Here is a 17,848-nt window from a genome sequence, read left to right as displayed (position 1 = left end):
AGGGTCGGGGGCATGACTTCCGGGGCGCTCGAGCGTGCGACGAACCTGCTGGACACCACGATCCTGGCCGACGGCCACAACGACCTGGCGTGGGAGCTGCGGCTCCAGGCCGGGGCGAACCCGGTCGAGGCGGCCGCCGCGCTCGACCTGACCGTGCGGCAGCCGTCGCTGCAGACCGACTTCCCCAAGCTGGCAGAGGGAAAGCTCGGCCTGCAGTTCTGGTCGGTGTACGTGCCGTGCCAGTTCGAGGGCGACAGCGCCGTGACGGCCGTGCTGGAGCAGATCGAGCTCGTGCACCAGCTGGCCGAGCGGTACCCGGACCGGCTGCGGCTGGTGGACACGGCGGCCGGGGCGGAGGCCGCGTTCGCCGACGGCCGGATCGCGTCGCTGCTGGGCGCGGAGGGCGGCCACAGCATCGCCGGGTCGATCGGCGTGCTGCGGAGCCTGCGCCGCCTCGGCGTCCGGTACATGACGCTGACGCACAACTTCAACACCACGTGGGCCGACTCGGGCACCGACGAGCCGGTGCACGGCGGGCTCACCGAATTCGGCCGCGAGGTCGTGCGCGAGATGAACGAGATCGGCATGCTCGTGGACCTTTCGCACGTCGCGCCGAGCACGATGCGTGACGCGCTGAAGGTGTCCAGCGCGCCGGTGATCTTCAGCCACTCCTCATGCGTCGCGGTCAACGACCACCCGCGCAACATCCCCGACGACGTGCTGGCGCAGCTGCCCGCGAACGGCGGCGTCGCGATGGTCACCTTCGTGCCCGGCTTCATCTCCGCCGCGGTGACGGCCTGGGACGACCAGCTCAAGGCCGCGATGGCCGCGGCCGGCCAGAACTTCCTCGACCTCGGTCAGCGCGGCCGGTTCGCCGAGACCTGGGACGCGCCGCCGAAGCCCGCGGCGACCGTGGCGGACGTCGTCGCGCACGTCGAGCACGCGCGCGAGGTCGCGGGCATCGACCACATCGGCCTCGGCGGGGACTACGACGGTGTCGGCACGCTGCCCGACGGGCTCGAGGACGTTTCCAAGTACCCGGTGCTGTTCGCCGCGCTGATGGAGCGCGGCTGGAGCGACGAGGAGTGCGCGAAGCTCGCGGGCCGCAACACGCTGCGCGTTCTGCGGGACACCGAACTCACCCATTAGGGGTCTAGCGACAGCGTTCGTGCTCGTGGAGGCGGACAATCGACGCATGTCCCACGCGCGAGGCGACAATCCCACCGGTGCCAGTGGCGCCGTCAGTCCCGAGGTCCCCGAAGCGCCGCCGGTCGAGGTTCCGGGCGCGCTCGAACCCGCCGAAAACCGGGCCGGCGACGTCCGCCCCGGCCCGGAGGAAGTGCGCCCGGTGCCGACGCCGTCGCGGCCGTCTTCCGCCAAACCCGCGAAGATCAAACGGACCCGGGTCAGCGGCACCTGGATCGCGGTGATCGTCGCGATCGTCGTGCTGGCGTTCCTGCTCGTCTTCATCCTGCAGAACCTCGACACGGCGACCGTGCACTTCCTCGGCGCCGCGGGCAGCATGCCGCTCGCCGTGGCGATGCTGTTCGCCGCCATCGCGGGCGCCGCGCTGGTCGCCCTGATCGGCGGCGCGCGGATCCTGCAGCTGCGGAAGCAGGCTCGTCACCCGCGTCGTCGCTGAAACCGGCGGGTGCCGGTCAGACGATGATCGACACCATGCCCAGCACCGTCGCGCAAACGCTTTCGTCGCCGCTGACCTCGATGTTCGACGTGACGTCCGCGGGCTTCACGGCGCGGGTGCAGAGCCGCCAGAAGGTGTCCGGGTCCGTGGTCACCGCGGCGAGCGGCGAGCGTGAAGTGGGCGCGCCGCGGTCCAGTGTCCAGCCCGTGCCGCTGGACCGCGCGGTCCAGCGGCCGCCCGACGGGCCGGTCACGGTGTAGCCCACCTGGCGGCCGGCGCGGGCGGTCACCGAGCGCAGGGTGAACGGCAGCGCGCGCAGGAACGTGTCCACCACCGGCGCCCGGAACTCCGGCTCGTCCAACGGCTCCGCGCCCACGGCCTCGCGGATCTGCTGTTGGTGCACCCAGTACTCCGTGTACTCCCGGGCCACGTCCAGCCAGATCGGCGCCGGCTCGGGGCCGGCCCAGCTCACCGGCCCGCCCAGCTCGTCCAGGTCGAGGCGCTTCCACAGGTCGGTCAGCTGTGAGGTGCTGTCCACCAGCATCGCGAACAGCACCTCCGGTGACAGCCGGCGCAGCGCGAGCACCCACTCCCCGTTGATGCGGTTGATGAACGCCGGCAGGGCTTCGCCCGGGCGCGGCTCGTCGACGTGGTAGCCGTCGCGGTCGCGGGAGAGGCGGCCGAGCTTGTCGCCCAGGATGTGGGCGACGACGTCGTGCACGGTCCAGCCGGCGCACGCCGTGGGCGCGGCCCACTGCTCGGCGTCGAGCCCCGTCAGCACGCCGACCAGGGCCTGCTCCTCCCGCGCGAGCAGCGGCAGGACGTCGATCGGCGGGCCCCAGTGCGTCGCGGTCATGGGCGCCATCCAAACAGCACCGGGGAGCCGCCCGTCACAGGGCTGTTCGGCCTACTCGCAGGTAGCATCAGCGCGAGCACAGAGGGGAGGCCGCCCGTGGACAACCAGCGACCGAACGACGTCGCGGACCTGGCGCGCCGGGCCGGGCAGCTGGCCGGCTGGGCCGCGCGCACCGGCTTCCAGTTCAGCCGGAAGCTGCCGGGGATCGACACCGCCGAGCGCGGGATCCGTCAGGTGGAGCGCACCCTGCTCGGCGAGCTGCGGCGCCGGCTCGACGAGGTCGACGACCCGTACCACGCGGCGCTCGCCGCGGCGTCCGCGATGAACCGCAACGACGGCAACCCGCGGGTGGTCGAGGCGAGCGTGACGCTCGTGCCCGCGCGCGACCACGTCGAGCCGCTGCGCGCCGCCATGGCCGAGCTGCTGAACCATTCCATCGGCTTCGGACGTGACCGGGCCCGCGAGTACCTGTACGCGATCATCCTGCGCCAGCTGACGCCTGACGAGGCGCGCATCCTCTCCGCGCTGTCGGACGGCTCGCCGTTCCCCGCCATCGACGTCGCCGAGCGCACGGGCATGGGCGCCACCGGGCGGATCGTGCTGCGCAACGCCTCGACCGTCGGCAAGTCGGCCGGAGTGTCGCTGCCCGACCAGGTGCCCGGTTACCTCACCCGGCTGATCGGGCTGGGCCTGGTCGAGCTGGACGAAGAGGTGCCCTCGCTCGAGACGCAGTACGAGATCCTGCTGACCGACGAGACCGTGCGCGCGGTGGAGAAACAGGTCAAGCGGATCAAGGTGATCCGCCGGACCGTGCACATCTCACGGCTCGGCGCGCAGTTCTGGCAGGCCTGCGACCCGAGCCTCGCCTAGATGGGCTCCTTCGTCTCCGGCATCCTCGACGACTTCGCCCGGCACTGGCCGCTGTACGTCTCGATCCCGGTGGTCGCCGCGCTGATCGGTTACGGCACGAAGCTCGTCGCCATCCGGATGATGTTCGGTCCGGTGGAGTTCATCGGCATCAAGCCGTTCCTCGGCTGGCAGGGCATCGTGCCCAAGCGCGCCGCGCGGATGGCGAGCATCGCCTGCGACACGATGACCGAGCAGCTGATCCAGCCGTCCGAGATCGTCGCGCGGCTGGACGCGGACCGGATCGCCCGCGAGATCGAGAAACCGCTGCTCGCGGCCGTCGAGGACATCGTGCGCGAGGTCGCCGGGCACTACCAGCCGGGGCTGTGGGAGTCACTGCCGGTGGGCGTGCAACGGCTGGTGATCCAGCGGGTGCAGGCGGAGTCGCCGCACATGGTCAAGGCCGTACTCGAGCTGATCAAGTCCGATGTGGACAGTGTGTTCGACCTCAAGGGCATGGTCGTCACGAGCCTGGTGAAGGACAAGCGGCTGCTCAACCGCATCTTCCAGGAGGCGGGCGCGGAGGAGTTCAAGTTCATCGCGCGGTCCGGCTTGTTCTTCGGCGGGCTGATCGGCGTGATCCAGATGATCGCCTGGGTGCTGTTCAAGTTCCCGCCGATCATGCCGGTGTTCGGCCTGTTCACCGGCTGGTTCACCGACTGGCTGGCGTTGCGGATGATCTTCTACCCGCTGGAGCCGAAGCGGTACTTCGGCGTGCAGTGGCAGGGGCTGTTCCTCAAGCGGCGCGCGGAGGTGGCCGAGGCGTACGGCGAGCTGATCGCGAAGGAGATCATCACGCCGCACAACGTCATCGAGGCCGTTCTGCGCGGCCCGCTGTCCGACCGCGTGCTCGCGCTGATCCAGCGGCAGCTCGACGCCGAACTCGGCCGCGCGGCGAACGTGGCCAAGCCGCTGCTGGTGTTCGCCATCGGCAGCCGCCGCTATCAGGACATGAAGCTCTCCATCGCCGAGCAGATCATGACCCGGTTGCCGGAGACGATGCGCTACATCGAGGAGTACGCCACCGACGCGATGGACATCCGCAACGTGCTGGTGACCAAGATGAAGGAGCTCTCGCCGGAGGAGTTCGAGCAGCTGCTGCGCCCGGCTTTCCAGCAGGACGAGTGGATCCTGATCGCGACCGGCGCGGTGCTGGGCTTCGCCGTGGGTGAAGCCCAGGTGCTGATCCTGGAACATCTCGCTACCTGAGCCTTGTGGCGGCCCCGGCCCGGCCGGGACAATCCCCGGCATGACGGAGGGGGCGGTCCCATGGCCGCAGGAGATCCGGCTGGCGATGACGATGGTCGGGGGCGCGAGCCTGGCCGTCTGGATGGGCGGGGTGGCGACCGAGGTTTCGGCGCTGCTGCACGCGTCTCGCACGCCTGAAGCCGAAGGCGGCTACCGGAAACTGCTCGACCTGCTGCACGCGACCGTCTGCCTCGACGTGCTCACCGGCACGAGCGCGGGCGGCATCAACGCCGCGTGCCTCGGCCTGGCGGAGGCCTACCGGACGACCCCCGCCGGGCTGCGGGACACCTGGATCAGCACCGGCTCGCTGGACAACCTCATCCGCGACCCCGCCGAGCGGCAGCCGCGCTCGCTGCTCGACGGCGACCGGGTGCTGCTCGGCGATCTGGAGCGCGCGCTGCACTGCATCACCGACACCGGCGTCGTGCCCGCGGAGCCGCCGGACGTCACCGTGCTGCTCACCGGGACCATGATCGACGGCGAGACCACGCGATACGACGACGCGCTCGGCAACCTGGTCCGCGACAGCGAGCACCGCATGCTCTTCCGCTTCGACGGTCCACTGTGGAACAACCAGGTGCACGCCCCGCTGGCGCTGGCGGCGCGGTCCACGGCATCGTTCCCCGGCGCGTTCGAGCTGTCGCGGCTGCCGATCGGCCAGACCGGCACCGACCGGCTGCACCCGGACATGACCGAGTACACCGAGCTGACGCGCTCGCACTGGCTCACCGACGGCGGGGTACTGGTCAACAAGCCGCTGCGGCCGGCGTTGCAGGAGATCTTCGAGCGCTCCTCCGCGGCCGACGTCCGGCGGCTGCTGCTCTACGTCGTGCCGACGACGGAGGTCGAGACGACCGCGATCCCGGCCGGCCCGGCCGAACCGCCGCTGCTCGGCGCGGCGCTGGCCAAGATCGTGTCGACGGTGATGAACCAGACGATCAGCTCCGAGCTGGACGAGCTGACGCGGCACAACGACGCCGTCTCCCGGGCCCGCGACACCCGGGTTTCCCTTGCCGCGCTGGGGCTTCGGGGCGGAAGACTGGTCGACCACCGGGTGATGGCCGCCTACCTCGACCGCCGCGTCGCCGACGACGCGGCGGAGCTGGTGCGCTCGGCCGTGCGACGGTATGAACTGTCCGATATGGACAGTGTGGACGCCCACGACGCGGAGTGGGCGTCCGGCATGTCCGAGAAGCTGCGGGACGTCGCCGCGGCCGGGTTGAAGGCCGGCATGGCGGTGCACCCGCCGACCGCGTCCTGCACCGTCGAGCAGCTCGCGGCCTACCGGTCGACGGCGCTCGACGACGCCGTCGCCACCGGGTTGCAGCTGGTCAACGCCGGTTTCCGGCTGGGGCCGGACGCGGCGCGGGCGGCACAGCTCAACGAGGCCCGCGCGCAGCTGCACTCGGCGCGCCACACCGCCGCCCGGGGCGTGCGGCTCTCGGCGTGGGTGGCCCGGCACGAGCCGCCCGCGCGGGGCACGTCGCTGGCCGCCTGGATCGGCGGACTGGCCCAGGAATGGGCGAAGCTGGGCGCGACGGAGGCGCTGCTGCAGGCGTGGCCGGTGGTCACCGCCGCCCTGCGCGCGGCCGCGCCGGTGCTGCGGTCATTGGCGACCGACCCGGAGAAGGACGCGGCCGAGATCGTGACCACGTTGCTCGGCTGGTTCGGTCTGGCCGGGGGACCCGCCAAGAACACAGAAGGCGCCGGGAACACAGAAGACCCGGCGGCCACAGAACCCGTAGCCGACGACGGGGTGCTGCGATCCCGCCTGCTCCTGCTGCACATGGCGACCCGCGGGCTGCTCGCCCAGCCGCCGTCGGTGGACCAGCGGGTGGACCTGGTGCAGGTCAGCGCGGACACGCGCACGTTGCTCGACCTGGGCCGGCCGCGCAGCTGGGACAAGCTCACCGGGATGCAGGCCGACTACTTCGGCGCGTTCTACAAGTCGTCGTGGCGGGCCAGCGACTGGATGTGGGGCCGGGTGGACGGCGCGGGCTGGCTGGTGCAGTGCCTGCTGGATCCGAAGCGGCTGAAGGCGTTGCGTGACGTCGTCGGCGCGGAGGCCTTTCGTGGCCAGGCGCGTGACACGTTCAAGGCGATCGGCTGGCGGCTGCCGGACGCCGCGGACAACGTGCCCGCCGACCAGCTGTCGTCGCTCCTCACGCAGCTCGGTGAGGAGCTGGCGTTCCTGGGCCTCGACGCGCAGCTGGGCGACGTCGTGTTCACCGACCGGCTGCCCACCAGCCTGCCGGTGACGTCGATGGTGCTGGCGCGGGCGCGGCAGCTGGAGGTCGCGCGCGAGGAGCTGCCCGTCGTCGGCAAGCAGGCCGAGGCGGACGCCGTTGAGGGCAACGACAAGCAGTCCGCGAACTTCCGCAAGGTCGTCGCCACCGCGTTCGCGGACAAGACCGGACCGGCGGACGACGTCGTGACACAGCGGGTTTTCCAGTCCTGCCAGGTTTCCGCCGAGCGGTTCGAACAGGAGCGCGGTTCGACGCTGTTGACGAGGACGCTGGTCAAGGCGGGCGCGGCGGGTCTCAACGCCGCGGCCGGGGCCACGCGAGTGCCGGCGTCGTTGCAGCCGGCGGCGAAGTTCGCCCAGCTCACCGGCCGCAGCGCGTGGTGGGTCACGCTGGGCGCGACCCGGCTGGGCCGTCCGTGGAACCTGCTGGCGGCCGCGGTCACCGTACTGGCCGGACTGGTGCTCGGCGGCGAGGGCGGCGCGGTGCTGCAGTGGGTGGGCCTGCCGCTGGCCGCGGGTTCGCTCGTCTTCCTGGTGGTGAGCCTGCTGTCGCTGCGCCGCACGTGGCGGATGGTGCTGACGCTGCTGGGCGTGCTGGTGGTGGCCGCGTTGCTGTTCGCCGCGTTCCTGCCGCCGATCGCGCACCCGTTGTTCGGCTGGCTCGGCGACGTCGTCGCGGGCTGGCGCCGCGGCGAGGCGCCGGTGTGGTGGCTCGCCGTCGTCCTGCTGCTCCTGCTGCCCGCGCTCTGGTCTCCGGTCGCCGCCTGGCGCCGCCGTCGCCGGTGAATCGCGGAAAGCCCGGTTTTCCTGGGCGATCTCGCCGAAAGTGGCGCCGCCGACGCGCCGTGTGACCAGGTCCGTTCGCCGCTCGTCTTGCGGTGAAGCGGTTTTGGGTTCATGGTCGGGAACAAGCGGAGACGCTGCCGGCCGCCCACCTCGGTGAGCGGTCCAGTCGCACGTCATACCCCGTCCGGGCCTGGACCAAACGTGTTTGTGGGGCTCCTCACCGGGGTACTCGCGTTCCCCCTGGTAACGGGGGTGGGCGTGGGCCGCGTCGCTGGCGGCGGGAAAATTCTCTGTTACGTTTCCTTGGTATGTCCGGAAAGCACTTGATCGAATCCCCGACCAAGGCCGATGGCGCCACCCTCTGGCGAATCGCACGCGATTCGCAGAAGCTCGATCTCAACTCGCCGTACGCGTACCTGTTGTGGTGCCGCGATTTCTCGGAGAGTTCGGTGGTCGCCCGCGTCGATGGTGAGGCGGTGGGTTTCGTCATCGCCTACCGGAAGCCGTCGGAACCCGAAGCCGCACTCGTGTGGCAGGTGGCCGTCGACTCGTCTCAGCGCGGGAAGGGCCTGGCCGGGCTGTTGCTCGACCGGCTCTACGAGCGCCTGGTGGACAACGGGGTCCGCTACCTGGAAACCACGATCACCCCCGACAACGAGGCCTCCATCCGGCTGTTCGCTTCGTTTGCGAAGCGATGGAACACGGATCTGGAGAGCAGCCGCCTGTTCGAGGCCGGAGATTTCCCGGAAGACGGTGAAGGCGGGCACGAGCCCGAGGACCTTTACCGCATCGGACCGCTGACCCGCCAATAATCCGTTTTTTTCGGGGCGAGTAGGAGCAAGGAAACGTCATGAGCATCTTCGAAGAGCTCGAATCGGAAGTACGCAGTTACAGCCGCGGCTGGCCGGTGGTCTTCGACCGCGCCCAGGGCAGCTGGCTGCACGACGAGGACGGCAAGCCCTACCTCGACTTCTTCGCCGGTGCCGGCGCGCTGAACTACGGGCACAACAACCCGAAGCTCAAGGCCGCGCTGATCGACTACATCCAGCGCGACGGCGTCACGCACGCGCTGGACATGTTCACCGTGGCGAAGCGGGACTTCCTGGAGACCTTCAAGGAGAAGATCCTCGGTCCCCGCGAGCTGGACTACAAGGTCGTCTTCCCCGGCCCCGGCGGCGCGAACGCCGTGGAGGCCGCGCTGAAGCTGGCCCGCAAGGTGACCGGCAAGGAGTCGGTCATCAACTTCACCAACGCGTTCCACGGCATGACGCTGGGCGCGCTGTCGGTGACCGGCAACTCGATGAAGCGCGGCGGCGCGGGCATCCCGCTGGTGCACGCGACACCGATGCCGTACGACCGCTACTTCGACGGCGCGATGCCGGACTTCATGTACTTCGAGAAGCTGCTCGAAGACTCCGGCAGCGGCCTGAACGAGCCCGCCGCCGTGATCGTCGAAGGGGTGCAGGGCGAGGGCGGCATCAACGCCGCGCGCCTGGACTGGCTGCGCGGGCTGTCCGAGCTGTGCGAGCGCCACCACATCCTGCTGATCCTCGACGACGTCCAGATGGGCTGCGGCCGCACCGGCGCGTTCTTCAGCTTCGAGGACGCCGGGATCAAGCCGGACATGGTCTGCCTGTCGAAGTCCATCAGCGGTTACGGCATCCCGATGGCGCTGACGCTGATCAAGCCGGAGCTGGACGTCTGGGAGCCGGGTGAGCACAACGGCACCTTCCGCGGCATCAGCCCCGCGTTCGTCACCGCCACTGAGGCGCTGCGCACCTACTGGAGCGACGACGAGCTGGAGAAGTCCACCAAGGCCAAGGGCGAGCGCATCGCCGCCGCCTTCAAGGACATCGTCGAGGCCTACCCGGGCGCGAGCCTGCTCGCCAAGGGCCGCGGCCTGGCGCGCGGCATCGAGTTCGCCGACGGCGACCTGGCCGGCGCGGTGTGCAAGGCCGCGTTCGAGCGGGGCCTGCTGATGGAGACGTCCGGTCCGAACGGCGAGGTGATGAAGTTGCTGCCGCCGCTGACCTTGACCGACGATGAGCTGACCCAGGGGCTGTCGATCATCGACGAGTCCATCGCCACGGTCCTGAACAAGTAACAAGCAGGCCGGAACAAGTTAGGAGCCGCCAGTGCTGGTCCGCACCCTCGACGAGGTCACCGACACTGATTCCGACATCAAGACCCCGAACTGGCGCAGCAAGCGCATCATCCTCGCCAAGGAGGGCGTCGGGTTCTCGGTGCACGAGACCACGCTCTACGCGGGCACGGTGAACGACTTCTGGTACGCCAACCACATCGAGGCCGTTTTCATCACCTCCGGTGAGGGCGAGATCGAGGACCTGGCGACCGGTGAGGTCCACCCGCTCAAGCCGGGCACCCTCTACCTGCTGAACGACCACGACAAGCACCAGGTCCGGCCGAAGACCGAGATCAAGTGCGTGTGCGTGTTCAACCCGCCGGTGACCGGCCGGGAGGTGCACGACGAGAACGGCGTGTACCCCCTGGTCACCGAGGACACCGCCTGAGCCTTCCGGGCGCGACTGCCGTCACCACCACCACTTCAGAGAGCACCCAGAGAAGATCAGGAGGCGAGCCACTGTGACGCTGATGGACACCCGGGTCGAAGACGGCTACCCGACCCGGATCACCGGTACGCCGGAGCAGCTTCCGCGCGTACACCCCACGGTGTGGGGTACCGAGGCAGACGGCCCGATCGACGCCGCCACGCTGGCCCATCACGAGGTCACGGGCTACACCGTCGACGAAGGCCTGCTCTCGCCCGGTGAGGTCCAGACGTACTGGCAGGAGCTCGTGCGCCTCTCCTCCGACGAGGGGCTGCGCACCGACGAGCGGGTGATCACCGAGGCGAGGACCGGCGAGGTCCGGTCGGTCTTCGACGTGCACGTGCTGTCCGAGCTGATCCGCGAACTGGTCCACGACCCCCGGGTGCTGGACCGCGCGCGGCAGATCCTCGGCTCCGACGTGTACATCCACCAGAGCCGCGTGAACTACATGCCCGGGTTCAAGGGCACAGGGTTCTACTGGCACTCGGACTTCGAGACGTGGCACGCCGAGGACGGCATGCCGTCGCCGCGCGCGGTCAGCTGTTCGATCGCGCTGACCGACAATTACCCGTACAACGGCGGTCTCATGGTCATGCCGGGCTCGCAGCGCACATTCGTGCAGTGCGCGGGCGAGACCCCGGACCAGAACTACAAGGTCTCCCTGAAGGACCAGCGCGTCGGGGTGCCCGCCGAGGACGACATCATGAAGATGGCGGCCGAATACGGCATCGAGCAGTTCACCGGCGCGGCGGGTTCGGCGCTGTGGTTCGACTCGAACATGATGCACGGATCGTCGAACAACATCACGCCTTATCCGCGGTCGAACATCTTCCTGGTGTTCAACAGCGTGGAGAACGAGCTGCAGGAGCCGTTCGCGGCGAGTGCGCCCCGGCCGGGTTTCATCGCGGGCCGGGACAGCACACCGCTCGAACGGTGACGGGCGTTACCGTCGCGCCGCGGCGGGTCGGCGGTAGCGGGGAATGTGCGCCCTGTTACCTTCTTGCCACTCCGCTCGGGCCCTCCGGGGCCACTGCGGAAAAGTTGTCCGCGGCCGTCCGGGATTCAAGCTCGGGGTGAGCCCCCCGCCCGGCCGGGGACAGCTTTGAGGTCGGGTGGACCGCGCCCCCTGGCGGCCTGGCCGACGTCACCGAGTCCGGCCCCGCACCATCAGTTCGGGACTGATGGTGCGGGGCCGGATTCGTTTGTCCGGGACTTTTCCGGCATTTTCGGATTACGGGTTCCTGCTCCGAATCCCCTCTCGCGTTACGACATTCGGGGTAATCCCCCAGCTGGGCTGCCGAAGGTGAAGCACCCACGGTGAAACGGCGGCCAATCGGCGGTTGCCCGACGGGCTTTGTGCACGAAAGAGCTGTATCTGTCAGCTCCCGATCACGGTAGGTTGGCGTTTTTGGCGGGGGAGACGCCGGAACAGCCCGGGGAGGTGCGCTGCAGCATGGCCGGAAACGGAGCCGGTGCGCGCGTCGAGCTGCTCGGGCCGGTTCGCCTGCTCGACGGCGCCCGCGCGGTCGCCATCGGCGGTCCCGGGGTGAAGGGCCTGCTCGCGCTGCTGGCGTTGAAGGTCGGCAAAGTCGTGCCGCTGGAAGAGATCATCGACGCGCTGTGGGGCCACGACCCGCCGGCCACCGCGCGGACCATCGTGCACGGCAACGTCTCGCACCTGCGCCGGGTGCTGCGCGACATGCCGGACGGCCCGGTCGCGGAGATCCTCACCAGCCCGCCCGGCTACCGGCTTTCGATCGACCCGGAGCGGATCGACGTGCACCACGCGCGGGCGTTGCTGGACCGCGCCACGCTGGAGCCGCCGGAGCGGACGTCGGCGCTGCTCGCGGAAGCACTCGCGCTGTGGCAAGGGCCCGCGTTGTCCGGTGTGCCCGATTCCGTGCGGGCGCCGGAACTCGAGGACCTCCGCCTGGCCGTGCACGGCGCCCGCGTCGACGCCGACCTGGAGCTGCGCCGGCACAACGAGCTGATCGTCGAGCTGAGCCCGATCGTGCGCGCCGACCCGCTGGCCGAGCGCACCGCGGGCCAGCTCATGCGCGCGCTCTACCACGCGGGCCGCCGCGGCGACGCGCTCGAGCTGTACCGCACCGTTTCCCGGGCCACGCTGCGCACACTCGGCGTCGAGCCCGGCAGTGACCTGCGCTGGCTGCACGAACGGGTGCTGAACGACGACCTGGAGGCGCGCGGCGTGACCGCGCCGCGCCCGGCCGATCCGGGGAAAGCGCCTTCACAGCTGCCCGCCGCGCTGCCGACGCTCGCCGGCCGCGACGAGGAGCTGGCGTGGCTCGACGGGCTGGCCGAGACGGCCGGGAGCACCGTCGCCGTCGTCTCCGGGACGGCCGGGGTCGGCAAGAGCGCGCTTGTCGTCTGGTGGGCGCACCGCGCGGCGAAGCGCTTCCCGGACGGCGTGCTGTTCGCGTCGTTGCGCGGTTTCGACGCCCGCGACGCGCCGTTGGCGCCCGCGGACCTGCTGACGCAGTTCCTGCTCGGCCTCGGCGTGGCGGCCAGCGAGGTGCCGGAGCGGCTGCACGAGCGCGTCGCGCTGTACCGGTCGCTGATCGCCGGGCGGCGGATGCTCGTGCTGCTCGACGACGCGCACACGGCCGAGCAGGTCCGCCCGCTGCTGCCGCCCAGCTCGCGCTCGATGACCGTGGTCACGAGCCGTTCGCGGCTGGAGGGCCTGGCCGTTTCGAACGCCGCCAGGCTGCGGGTGCTGGGCACGCTCGCGCCCGAGGACGCCGTGCGCGTGATCGAGGAGCTGGCCGGCCCCGGCGACTTCGACCTGAACCACGCGCTCGCCCGGCTCTGCGGTTATCTGCCGCTGGCGTTGCGGATCGCGGGCGCGCGGCTGTCGTCCAGTCCACAGTGGACCAGCCAGGACCTGGTGGACGAGCTGGGCAACGAGCGCACCCGCCTCGCCGCGCTGCAGATGGATGGCGCGGACGACGGCGTGCGGGCGGCGTTCGACGTCTCGTTCCGCGGCCTGCCCCCGGACCTGGCGCGGCTGCTGCTGTGGCTCGGCGCCCTGCCGGGCGAGGCGGTGGGCCCGCACCTGATGGCCGCGGTGGCCCGGATCCCCGTCGTGCAGGCGCGGCGCGCGCTGCGGACGCTCGCGACGCACAACCTGCTCACCGAGACCGCGCGTGACGTCTTCGCCCCGCACGACCTCGTCCGGCTGTACCTGTGCGAGCTGGCGGAGTCCGAATTGGACAGTGACGAGCGCGCGGGCGTGCTGACCAGCACCGTGCGCTACTACCAGGCCGCGTCGGACACGGCGCGGCGCCGGATGCTGCGGATCGTCGACCCGCTCGACTTCACCGGCTCGCTGCCGGCCAACGCGCTGCCGCCGTTGCGGACGTTCGACGAGGCCCAGGACTGGTTCGCCGCCGAGTGGCCGAACCTGCTGGCGGTGCTCGATGCCGCGTACCTCGACGCGCGGTACCCCGACGTCTGGCGGCTGGCGCGCGTCGCGCACACCTATCGCGTGGTGCACCCGATTTTCGACGACTGGAACCGCGTGGTCGACCTCGGGCTGGCCGCGGCCGAGGCCGTGGGCGAGGTGCTCGGGCAGTGCTGGATGCTCATCTCCCGCTGCTCCATCGCGTTGACGTTCGAGCTGCCGCAGGGCTGTCTCGCCGACGCCGAGCGCGCCCTCGACCTGGCCACCGAGCTGGGTGACAAGCGGCTGGTGACGTCGGCGAACATCCACCTCGGCAGCGCGCTTTCCCTGTTGTCCCACCATGATGAGGCCATCGAGCGGCTGCGTGAGGCCGTCGCGGAGACCGAGCGGACCGGAGACCTCGAGCTGCGTGGGCAGGCGCTGGCCAACTGCGCCGAGACGGAGAAGCGCGCCGGCCGCGTCCAGGACGCGATCGCCCACCAGCTGGGCTCGCTGGAGATCGACCGCGAGCTGGGCGATGACAGCTACGCCGTGGTGTCCCTGAACAATCTCGCCGAGCTGCACCTGCGCGCCGGCGACCGGGCCGCGGCCGAGCGCTACACGCGCGACGGCATCGAGCTGGCCACGGCGCGTCAACTCGAACTGCAGGAAGGCGTTCTGCGCGCCACGCTCGCGCGCATCCTCCGGGCGGGGGGATCCGTGGACGCGGCGCGGGAGCAGTACGCGCTCGCCTTGCGGCTGTACGAGTGGACGAACCCGGGCCGGGTCCCGGACCTGCGGGCGGAGGCCGCCGAGCTGGACTAGCTCCGGACTCGTGAGTGTTTATGCCGGTTAGAACCGTCATAAACACTCACGAGTCCTTGGGCTCTCAGCCGAGTGCGGCGGTGGTGGCCCGCAGCTCGTCGACCGCCTGCCGGGCGAGGGGGGCGAAGTCCTTCTCGGCCGTCGGCTCGATCCAGCGGGCGAAGGCGATGTTCAGGGCGAGACCGCCGAATTCGGCGGCGAGGTTCGCGACCGCTTCCGGCTCCCCGCGTTCGCGGAGGGCGCGTGCCATGGCCGTGGTCAGGGTGGTGTGCTTGAGCAGCTCACGTTCCCGCAGCTCGACGTTGTCCGCGATGATCGCGTGACGCTCTCGGGCCAGGGCGCGCCGCTCGCCGTCGAAGATCGAGTCGAACGCCACCAGCGCGGCCGTGATCGCGTCGAGCGGGGTCGCGGACGACGGCGCGCCGATGATCGCATCGGCGATCAGCTGGACGATCAGCTCCTGGCCGCTGAACAGCAGTTCCCGCTTGTCGGCGAAGTGCCGGAAGAAGCTCCGCTTGGTCAGGCCCGCGCGAGTGGCGATCTCCGCGACGGTGGTGCTGTCGTAACCGCGCTCGCGGAACAGCTCGAGCGCGGCCAGCTCCAGTCGTTCACGCGCGTTCGGTTCCCATCGGCCCATGGGCCCAGTCTAGGTGATGACACCTGGTGTCGTCTCGTGCTAGTGTCATGACACCAGGTGTCGTCAAGGGTCGCTTCACCGGCACCTGGACGGCGGCCCGTTTCCCAGGAGGAGTTCTCATGCGTGTTTTCATCACCGGCGCGTCCGGCCACGTCGGCTCGGCCGTTGTCCCCGAACTCGTTTCGGCCGGGCACGAGGTCGTGGGCCTGGCCCGGTCGGACCAGTCGGCCGACAAGGTCAAGGCGCTCGGCGTCGAGGTGCGCCGCGGCGACCTGGACGACCTCGACGGCCTCCGCGAAGCCGCTTCGGCGGCCGACGGCGTGATCCACCTGGCCTTCAAGCACGAGGCCATGATGAGCGGGGACTACGAGGGCGCGATCAGGGACGACCTGGTGGTGGTGCGGGCGTTCGGCGAAGCACTGGCCGGCACCGGGAAGCCGCTGGTGACGACGGCGGGGACGCTGATGGTCGCCATGTCCGGGATGGGGCGGCTCGGCACCGAGGACGACGTGCTCGACTCGGGGCCCCGGGTCGAGTCGGAGAACACCGTCATCGGGTTCGCCGAGCGCGGTGTCCGGTCCTCGGTCCTCCGGCTCCCGCCGACCGTGCACGGCCCGATGGACCACCACGGTTTCATCCCGATCTTGATCGGTATCGCGCGAGCGAAGGGCGTCTCCGGCTACGTCGGCGACGGCGCCAACCAGTGGCCCGCCGCCCAGACTCCGGACGTCGCGCGCCTCTACCGGCTGGCGCTGGAATCGGCCCCGGCCGGCTCGCGGCTGAACGCGGTGGCCGACGAGGGCGTCCCGTTCCGGCGGATCGCCGAGGCCATCGGCCGGCGCCTGGGCGTGCCGGTCGCCGCCATCGCCGACGAGGACGTGCCGGAGCACTTCGGCTTCCTCGCCCCGATGGTCGTGCTGGGCAACCCCACCTCCAGCGCCCGCACCCGGAAACTCCTGGACTGGACGCCGGAGCGGCCGGACCTGCTTACCGACCTCGAACTCGACCACTACTTCGCCACAGCCGCGGTTTAGCCCAGCGCGCGGGCGGCGGCGTCGACGGTCTGGGCCAGCAGCACGGCGATCGTCATCGGGCCGACGCCGCCGGGGACCGGCGTGATGAGTCTCGCGCGGTGCCGCGCCGTCTCGAAGTCGACGTCGCCGACGTTGCCCGGGTTGTACCCCGCGTCGACGACCACCGCGCCCGGCTTCACGTCCTCGCCCCGGATGAACCGCGACTTCCCGACGGCGGCGACGAGGATGTCGGCCTCCCGCACCACTTCGGCGAGGTTTGTGGTGCGCGAATGCGCGTACGTGACGGTGGCGTCGCGCCCGAGCAGCAGCATCCCCATCGGCCGCCCGAGGATCGGGCTGCGCCCGACGACCACGGCCCGCCGTCCGGCCGGGTCGACGCCGTACTCGTCGAGCAGCCGGACGATCCCGCCCGGCGTGCACGACGTGAAGCCGGGAATCCCCAGTCCCATCCCGGCGAACGAGCGCGCGGTGACCCCGTCGACGTCCTTCTCCGGCGCGATCGCCTCGAACGCGGCGCGCTCGTCGATGTGCGGACCGGCGGGGTGCTGCGGCAGGATTCCTTGCACACCAACGTCTTCGGACAGTTCGGTGAGGGTGGCGACGAGCTGGTCCGTGGTCGTCTCGGCGGGCAACCCGACGTGGCGGGAGGAGATCCCGGCCTTCGCGCAGCGGGCCTGCTTCATCCGCACATACGTGTGCGACGCGGGGTCGTCACCCACCAGCACGGTGGCGAGGCACGGCGCGGTCCCCGTGCGTTCGGTGATCGCCGCGGCCTCGGCGGCGGCCCGCGCGACGGTGCGGCGGGCGAGTTCACGCCCGTCCATCAGACGGGCGGTGGTCGGCGTGGGCATGGCGGCTCCCGGGGGATCGCTGCGGATGCCCAGGCGCGCGGCGGTGACGGGATCGCCGGGCCGCTCCCCGGTGGTGACTCCACCCCAGCGCCAGTCACGGCCCGCGGCCAGGTTAGCCGATCCGCTCTGCCGCAAAAAGCCGTTAAGGCCTCCTTAGTCAAATTCGGACTAGGGCTACGGCCATGACTGCCCGGTTTTCGCAGGTCAGCGCGATGTCTCGATCGAATGCGCGCTGACCTGCGGAAGCCCTTGGGCAACTATCTCACTCAGTGAAGATCTATAGTTGCGGAGCGTGATCACGCTTGAGGTCGGAACCTCAAGTCAGAAATCGCCATGAGGTCGATGTTGTAGCGCGCGTAGACCTTGATCGTGTTTTCCCCGGTCAGGTCGTCGGGGCCGTAGCCCAGAAGCGCCGCAATCCTGATCACCTCGGCCTTCGACTCTGCCTCGATCTCCACGTAGGGCGGGATGCGGGGCCACGTGTCGATGCTGACTTCCGCCCCTTCGAGGCTGAAGAGCTCCCGCTTGTTCTCCTGGTAGGACTTCGCCGTGAAGCCCATGACTCTGAGCAGTTCATCGGTGGTGTCGAAGTCCGACACCTTGACCTCGTACTCGTGGGTGCCGTCGATGGCGTCACTCGTGATCTGCTTTACCGCGAGGGTTGTGGTACTCCCGCTGTCGCGTAGCCGGATCCACTTCGACTGGTCACCCGGCGCGATGTCGTAGACGCGGCGGCGCATGGACTGCTCGCCGAACTGACTCCCGCCCTGTTCGAGGATCAGCTTGGAGATGGCGGCGGGGTCGATGTCGAGGATCTTGGCTTCGTGCTCGATCGGCACGGTGGTCCC

15 protein-coding genes and 1 riboswitch are annotated in these 17,848 nt (G+C 70.3%); of the genes, 11 read left to right on the top strand and 4 right to left on the bottom strand.

Features of this window, described 5'->3' with window-relative positions; genetic code table 11:
* Nucleotides 1–12: 12 nt before the first annotated feature.
* Both OG943_RS32940 and OG943_RS32935 read left to right on the top strand, forming a co-directional pair.
* A complete protein-coding gene (locus tag OG943_RS32940; RefSeq protein WP_328604817.1) occupies nt 13–1,149 on the top strand; it encodes a dipeptidase in 1,137 nt (378 codons plus the stop codon).
* A 46-nt stretch (nt 1,150–1,195) separates the two neighbouring features.
* Nucleotides 1,196–1,642, top strand: coding sequence for a LapA family protein (locus OG943_RS32935; RefSeq protein ID WP_328604816.1), 447 nt, complete (start codon nt 1,196–1,198; stop codon nt 1,640–1,642).
* Nucleotides 1,643–1,658: 16 nt separating this feature from the next.
* Here the strand turns inward: OG943_RS32935 and OG943_RS32930 are convergent, their stop codons facing one another.
* Entirely contained in the window at nt 1,659–2,507 is an 849-nt protein-coding gene (locus OG943_RS32930; protein ID WP_328604815.1) for a maleylpyruvate isomerase family mycothiol-dependent enzyme, read from the bottom strand.
* Nucleotides 2,508–2,594: 87 nt separating this feature from the next.
* Between OG943_RS32930 and OG943_RS32925 the strand changes: the two genes are divergently transcribed.
* The 8 genes from OG943_RS32925 to OG943_RS32890 all read left to right on the top strand — a co-directional run bounded on the left by OG943_RS32925 (nt 2,595) and on the right by OG943_RS32890 (nt 14,478).
* Nucleotides 2,595–3,368, top strand: a complete 774-nt coding sequence (locus OG943_RS32925) for an Abi-alpha family protein (protein ID WP_328604814.1) — start codon at nt 2,595–2,597, stop codon at nt 3,366–3,368.
* The gene (locus OG943_RS32920) at nt 3,369–4,613 is read left to right on the top strand and encodes a DUF445 domain-containing protein (RefSeq protein WP_328604813.1); all 1,245 of its coding nucleotides are present in this window, start codon (nt 3,369–3,371) and stop codon (nt 4,611–4,613) included. It abuts the gene before it with no gap.
* Between the two features lie 40 nt (nt 4,614–4,653).
* Nucleotides 4,654–7,683: a patatin-like protein gene (locus tag OG943_RS32915; protein ID WP_328604812.1), complete on the top strand. Its 3,030-nt coding sequence runs from the start codon at nt 4,654–4,656 to the stop codon at nt 7,681–7,683.
* A gap of 308 nt (nt 7,684–7,991) precedes the next feature.
* Nucleotides 7,992–8,495 carry a diaminobutyrate acetyltransferase gene (gene ectA / locus OG943_RS32910; protein WP_328604811.1) on the top strand — a complete coding sequence of 168 codons (504 nt, stop codon included), beginning with the start codon at nt 7,992–7,994 and terminating at the stop codon, nt 8,493–8,495.
* Nucleotides 8,496–8,533: 38 nt separating this feature from the next.
* A complete protein-coding gene (ectB, locus tag OG943_RS32905; protein ID WP_328604810.1) occupies nt 8,534–9,787 on the top strand; it encodes a diaminobutyrate--2-oxoglutarate transaminase in 1,254 nt (417 codons plus the stop codon).
* A 31-nt stretch (nt 9,788–9,818) separates the two neighbouring features.
* Nucleotides 9,819–10,214, top strand: a complete 396-nt coding sequence (locus tag OG943_RS32900) for an ectoine synthase (RefSeq protein WP_328604809.1) — start codon at nt 9,819–9,821, stop codon at nt 10,212–10,214.
* A gap of 73 nt (nt 10,215–10,287) precedes the next feature.
* Nucleotides 10,288–11,190, top strand: coding sequence for an ectoine hydroxylase (gene thpD, locus OG943_RS32895; RefSeq protein WP_328604808.1), 903 nt, complete (start codon nt 10,288–10,290; stop codon nt 11,188–11,190).
* 516 nt (nt 11,191–11,706) lie between these two features.
* Nucleotides 11,707–14,478 carry an AfsR/SARP family transcriptional regulator gene (locus OG943_RS32890; RefSeq protein WP_328604807.1) on the top strand — a complete coding sequence of 924 codons (2,772 nt, stop codon included), beginning with the start codon at nt 11,707–11,709 and terminating at the stop codon, nt 14,476–14,478.
* A 64-nt stretch (nt 14,479–14,542) separates the two neighbouring features.
* On the opposite strand, the gene OG943_RS32885 is transcribed toward OG943_RS32890, so the two are convergent.
* A complete protein-coding gene (locus OG943_RS32885) occupies nt 14,543–15,115 on the bottom strand; it encodes a TetR/AcrR family transcriptional regulator (RefSeq protein ID WP_328604806.1) in 573 nt (190 codons plus the stop codon).
* Nucleotides 15,116–15,234: 119 nt separating this feature from the next.
* Here OG943_RS32885 and OG943_RS32880 point away from each other — a divergent pair, with 119 nt between their 5' ends.
* Nucleotides 15,235–16,149, top strand: a complete 915-nt coding sequence (locus tag OG943_RS32880; protein ID WP_328604805.1) for an SDR family oxidoreductase — start codon at nt 15,235–15,237, stop codon at nt 16,147–16,149.
* Here OG943_RS32880 and OG943_RS32875 read toward each other — a convergent pair.
* Both OG943_RS32875 and OG943_RS32870 read right to left on the bottom strand, forming a co-directional pair.
* Nucleotides 16,146–17,000 (bottom strand): bifunctional 5,10-methylenetetrahydrofolate dehydrogenase/5,10-methenyltetrahydrofolate cyclohydrolase, encoded by an 855-nt coding sequence (locus tag OG943_RS32875; protein ID WP_328604804.1) that lies wholly within the window; start codon nt 16,998–17,000, stop codon nt 16,146–16,148. The two genes, OG943_RS32880 and OG943_RS32875, sit on opposite strands and share 4 nt — an antisense overlap.
* Before the next feature lie 20 nt (nt 17,001–17,020).
* Nucleotides 17,021–17,108, bottom strand: a riboswitch (ZMP/ZTP riboswitch).
* A 188-nt stretch (nt 17,109–17,296) separates the two neighbouring features.
* Nucleotides 17,297–17,839 carry a class IV adenylate cyclase gene (locus OG943_RS32870; RefSeq protein WP_328604803.1) on the bottom strand — a complete coding sequence of 181 codons (543 nt, stop codon included), beginning with the start codon at nt 17,837–17,839 and terminating at the stop codon, nt 17,297–17,299.
* Between the last annotated feature and the right edge of the window lie 9 nt (nt 17,840–17,848).

The organism is Amycolatopsis sp. NBC_00345 (assembly GCF_036116635.1).
Classification (GTDB): Bacteria; Actinomycetota; Actinomycetes; order Mycobacteriales; family Pseudonocardiaceae; genus Amycolatopsis.
Note: the sequence above shows the minus strand (reverse complement) of the source record. Positions and strands in the feature narration are given on the sequence as shown.